This window comes from Mesorhizobium silamurunense (assembly GCF_014843905.1).
Taxonomy (GTDB): Bacteria; Pseudomonadota; Alphaproteobacteria; order Rhizobiales; family Rhizobiaceae; genus Mesorhizobium; species Mesorhizobium silamurunense.
Genome location: NZ_LPVS01000002.1, coordinates 1 through 4,516, shown reverse-complemented (window position 1 = coordinate 4,516; position 4,516 = coordinate 1). Strand labels below are relative to the sequence as shown.

The following is a 4,516-nucleotide window of genomic DNA, read 5'->3' as shown; positions in this document are numbered from 1 at the left end:
TGGCGCGCCCGTGGCGGGCGCTGGCGCGCCTTCCTGGCCATTGCCGCCGCTCTGGCCATTGCCTGGCGCTGGCGCGCCGCTCTGGCCAGCTGGCGCGCCGTTTGGCTTGCCTGCATCCGCCGGCTTGCCGCCGCCGTCCGCCGCCTGCCCGGGCGCGCCCGAGTTATCCGCCTGCCCGGGCTTGCCGGATTGATCCGGCTTGCCGTCGCCGGGCTTGCCGCTCTGGCCAGCGCCAGCGCCAGCGCCGCCCGCCTGCCCGGATTGCGATTGTTGCTCTTTTGCCTTGCGCGCCTTGCGCTGCAGTATGGAATAGATTTCTTCCGCGCCCATACCGTCATATTGCGGATCGAAAAGCATGCCTTGCGGCATCTTGCCAATCTTCGCCGCGATCAAGCCGGCATTCATGGCGTAATCCGCCGCCCGGTTGAAGTCTGACAAATCGCGCCGCCCGAGTCGCGCATGGTGACCGTGCGAAAGGTGCGAAACTTCGTGCGCGACGACAAAAAGCAACTCGGGTTCCGATAGGCTTAGAATCCATGGCGCATTGTAGAAAAAATGCGCGCCGTCGGTCGCCGCCGTGTCGGTCAGCTCTGGCGCTTCCTGAAGCTTCAGATAGAGCGCAAGCGCGCCATAAAACGGCGCGGTTTGCAGCAAGATGGAACGGGCGCGCACAATGCGCTTTTCAGCTTCCGCGTTCATAGCGCGACATCCTGATTTGCAACGGCCCAAGCGCCATATTCTGCCGTCGCCTTCAGGCGCGGATCGCGGCGCACGGCATCCAATACCGTGACAATGCAGAATTCACGCGGCATCCGGGCGGCATAGGTGATAACGGCGCGCCAGCTGGCGAAATCCGCCTTGCGCGCGATCGCGGACGAAACCGCATACTGCAGCGACGGTTCCTCTGGAACATCCGCGCTTTCCGGCCGCGCCATGATATCCGCCATTAAGCCGGCAATTCCGGCATACGTGCGCAAGAAAGCTTCCCATTCGACGGCGGCGGCGCTTCCGACCGTGCCACGGGTAAGCCGCGACCGTTGCGGCGCTGGCAAGTGAATGAAGCCAGCGACCTTTTCCCATGCGCGCGGCGACGGGAACGCCTTTTCGCCGGGCATAGGCGCGCCATGGATTAAACCGGGCTTGCCATCCGCCGTGGCGTGGCCACGGAAGCGCAAGAAAGCAGGCATTGCGGGGTGCGTGCCTTTCCTGGCCAAATGCGCCGCCGTGGCTTCCGCGTCGGCGACGGCATAAAGGTGAGTGAACCGGTTCGCTTGTGCGCTGGAAATCTTTTGTGTGCCCGTCCTATCGGTTTCGCCATTGCCGGCGGCAACAATGCGCACGCATGCCGGCAACACATGTTCGCCGATACGCCGCTCCAGAACGATTTGCAGCGCCGCATTGGCGACGGCGGGCGCGGCACGGTCCATCTCGTCGAAAAACAAAATGGTTTCTTCCGTGGCGTCCAGCGCTGGCCAAATCGCCGGGCGCAACCATTTGGTGAGACCGTCGACAATCGCCGGCAAGCCGCGCAAGTCGACGGGATCAAACGTGGAAAGGCGAATATCGGTCACATGCGCGTCATGCCCGGCGGCGGCGGCGCGGGCGCTGGCACGGGATCAAACGTGGAAAGGCGAATATCGGTCACATGCGCGTCATGCCCGGCGGCGGCGGCGCGGGCGCTGGCGACTTGATAGACCGATTCAGATTTGCCGATGCCGGGCGCGCCCCAAATCCAGGCGGGCGCGTTCAAGTCGAAAAGCGCGTTCAAGTCGTCGCTGATTTCCGCAATGGATGAACCGGCGGCGCTAGGTAGGACATGCTGCATTGTCGTTTCCTCTAGGGTTAGGGCTTGTGCCCGAGTTGGCATGATTGCCAGCGCTGGAGCGGGCAGGCGCGCCGCCCGCTCCAAAACAAGCGATCACGAAAGAAAGTCAGAGATATCGGCAAGAATGCCCGCCGCCGCGTCCGCCGTGTCCTGGCGGGCTTGCTTGTCGCGCCGCAAGTCGTCGGCATCGAAGCGGCAAAGCGTTTCCATGCGCTTCGCGATGCCGTCTAGCATGGCGTCGCCGGTCACGTTCAGCGACGGCATCAGCTTAACGAGATCGCGCACGTTTTCGACAAGCGAGTCCCTAAACACGCCTTCCGCCTTGTCGCCTTTCTGCCCGGAATGCGGCACGAAAGCGCGAAGCTTTTCGACCATGTGCCCGACGGTCTCTTGCACGCGCTCGAAAACGTCGCGTGTTGCCGTGCGCATGGCGGCATCGAATTGCCGTTGAATATCCGCCCGGATTCGGTCCGCTTCGCCTTCGATCATGTCGACGCGGAAATCCGCCGCCGACGGCATCGGCCAAATCGACCGCTCGAAACGGAAGCGCGCGCGGATCGAAGATGCCGCCGGATAGTCATCTTCGCGAAACATGCCGTTTAGCTCCAGGCGCGCCGCGTCGACATAGTCGGCATAACCGGAAACGAAGGCGTCAACCGCGTCGCTGAATTCGTACTCCAGTTTCCGCAATTCGTCGGCATATGCGGCAAAGCCGGCATTGGACAGAATGCGCGCGCCCGAGTCCGCCCACGGCAGAGTCCGGGCATAGTGAACGGCGCGCGCCGCGTTCGAAATGCGCAAGATATCGGCAAGCGCGTTTTTCGAGACAAGCGATTTGGTCACGCGCGCCGCGTCCGGTTTCGCGCCGTGCGCGTGGTTCACTTCCGCCGTTACTTTCTTGTCAAGCTTGCGGCCCGCCCACATGGTGATTGAGAGACCGGCAAGCATTGCTTTCTGGCCAATGGCGGACGGCGCGGCGGTTTCAGTCGCCGGGCGGAATGATGGCAAAGCGTTCATGGTCGTTTCCCTTTCCTGCCCGAGATCACATGTTCACGAAAGCGCGCTTGGCGGCGCGGACCGCGCGCCGTTCATCGCGGCGGATGCGCCCGCGCGGCGATTCGGCGAATTCGCGTTTCTCATGCTTACTCATGGTTCCATCCTTTCAAGGTTAGGGCATGTGCCCGGTCTGGCGTGATTGCCAACTAGCGCGCCCGCCACGGCGCGCCCGCAAGCTATCACTTCCGACAAATCATTTCGACTTGCACCATGTCGGCGGGATAGACCGCGCCTTGCACCGCGTCCGCCGGCGTATCGCCAGCGCCCGCAACGTACACATTGCCCGCCGCGTCGACCGCGACAAGCCGGCATGCCGGCGCACGCGTCGCCAGCTGGCCAGCGACGGCAACCGCCGCCGCCAGAATCAGAACGGAAGCGACGCGCTTATTCATGGTCGCGCGCCCTTGCGATCATTTCGCGGCGGATGTCGGCGCGGACGCGCGCCAGCTCGCGGTAATGGTCGCGCCAGAAAGAGCCTGCCGCTTGGAACATCCAGACAGTGAGCGGCACCATAAGCAGGATACAGAAACCGATTGCAGACATGGTTTCGCCTCCTCTCAAACCGGCTTGCGTGTGAGACAGAACGACATCGAAAGCCGCCCGACGCGAACAAACGTCAAGCCGCCGACTTTCCGCCAGGAAACATTCCAGACGCGGGCGCGCGGCACGGCGGGCGCTGGTGCGGCAAGCACGGGTGCGACGGGCACGGGCGCGGCAACGGGCGCGGCGGCCGGCCGCACGACGTCGGCAGGCGCGATATCGGCAAGCATCGACGCAATCAAAGCGTCTAGCTCAGCATCATTCGTAAATGTGGGAACGTAAGACATTTCCGACTCCTCTAGGGTTAGGGCAAGAGCCCGCGCGGACGCACCGCGCCCGCAAGAAAAATATAGGCTTTCCACGCCTGGAAAACAAGAGGCGCGCACCGCTCGAAGCTCATATTTCAGGAATGATTTGCCGCTTTTCGTCTGCTTTCATGGTCGAAATTCCGAATGCCTCTATTCGCCACATAGAAGCCCGTACAAGCGCACGGCGCGCCGCCGCTATATTCTGATTTGAAACTCGTCCGCGCCGTTTTCACTATTTGTTCACGTACACAATGGAACGGTTTGCGTTCACTCATATTGAACGGCTGCAGCGCCGCCCGAGACCGCTTGCCGCGCCTGCCCGGGCGCACCGCGCCGCCGTCGCCAGACCGACGCGCGCACGGTCGACCGTTGTCGCCGCATGCCTGCCATTGCGTGGCAGGCGCGCGCCGTGCGCGTCGACTATGCCGCCCGCCGCCGTGGCGTGTGTCGCCGGCTCATACTTGATCGCATCCGCTCCAGGCACGCGCGCCAGCTGGCGGGCGCGCCGTCGCCGCGCCGCTTGCCGCCGCGCACCGCATGCACCTTGCACATGTCACGCGCACCATAGCGCGCCAGCGCCCGGGCAGGCGCGCCCGCCGCCCGGCGGGCGGACCGTTCCACACATGGCACGCACAAGCCGCGCGTTGATCGATGCCCGCCCGCCCGCCTCATGCGCTAGCCCATGCCGTGCCATTGCCTGCCATGCGCTTGCCCATGGTCTCACAACGCAATCCCTTTCCCTATGGTGCGCCTTCATGCCGCCGCCCGCCCGCCGCCAGGGTGTTGC

General features: G+C 64.0%; 7 protein-coding genes. All 7 read right to left on the bottom strand.

From position 1 onward, the window contains the following. On the bottom strand, positions 1–699 hold a 699-nt coding region (locus tag AU465_RS00050; protein ID WP_246505788.1), incomplete at its 3' end, for a DUF2201 family putative metallopeptidase. Next, the gene (locus AU465_RS00045) at positions 696–1,571 is read right to left on the bottom strand and encodes a MoxR family ATPase (protein ID WP_192242628.1); all 876 of its coding nucleotides are present in this window, start codon (positions 1,569–1,571) and stop codon (positions 696–698) included. The genes AU465_RS00045 and AU465_RS00050, both read right to left, overlap by 4 nt. Further along, entirely contained in the window at positions 1,568–1,768 is a 201-nt protein-coding gene (locus AU465_RS00040) for a hypothetical protein (protein ID WP_192242625.1), read from the bottom strand. The genes AU465_RS00045 and AU465_RS00040 overlap by 4 nt, the downstream gene beginning before the upstream one ends. 150 nt (positions 1,769–1,918) lie before the next feature. Continuing rightward, positions 1,919–2,842 (bottom strand): hypothetical protein, encoded by a 924-nt coding sequence (locus AU465_RS00035; protein ID WP_192242622.1) that lies wholly within the window; start codon positions 2,840–2,842, stop codon positions 1,919–1,921. Between the two features lie 218 nt (positions 2,843–3,060). Then, complete coding sequence (locus tag AU465_RS00030; protein ID WP_192242617.1) at positions 3,061–3,273, bottom strand: hypothetical protein; 213 nt, start codon at positions 3,271–3,273, stop codon at positions 3,061–3,063. Then, the gene (locus AU465_RS00025; protein ID WP_192242614.1) at positions 3,266–3,424 is read right to left on the bottom strand and encodes a hypothetical protein; all 159 of its coding nucleotides are present in this window, start codon (positions 3,422–3,424) and stop codon (positions 3,266–3,268) included. Before AU465_RS00025 ends, AU465_RS00030 begins: the two co-directional genes overlap by 8 nt. A gap of 14 nt (positions 3,425–3,438) precedes the next feature. Further along, positions 3,439–3,708 (bottom strand): hypothetical protein, encoded by a 270-nt coding sequence (locus AU465_RS00020; protein WP_192242610.1) that lies wholly within the window; start codon positions 3,706–3,708, stop codon positions 3,439–3,441. Positions 3,709–4,516 lie beyond the last annotated feature (808 nt).

Excerpts from the sequence above, each read along its gene's own strand:
- AU465_RS00035 (WP_192242622.1), bottom strand. The coding sequence starts at position 2,842 with ATGAACGCTTTGCCATCATTCCGCCCGGCGACTGAAACCGCCGCGCCG.
- AU465_RS00030 (WP_192242617.1), bottom strand. The coding sequence starts at position 3,273 with ATGAATAAGCGCGTCGCTTCCGTTCTGATTCTGGCGGCGGCGGTTGCC.
- AU465_RS00025 (WP_192242614.1), bottom strand. The coding sequence starts at position 3,424 with ATGTCTGCAATCGGTTTCTGTATCCTGCTTATGGTGCCGCTCACTGTC.
- AU465_RS00020 (WP_192242610.1), bottom strand. The coding sequence starts at position 3,708 with ATGTCTTACGTTCCCACATTTACGAATGATGCTGAGCTAGACGCTTTG.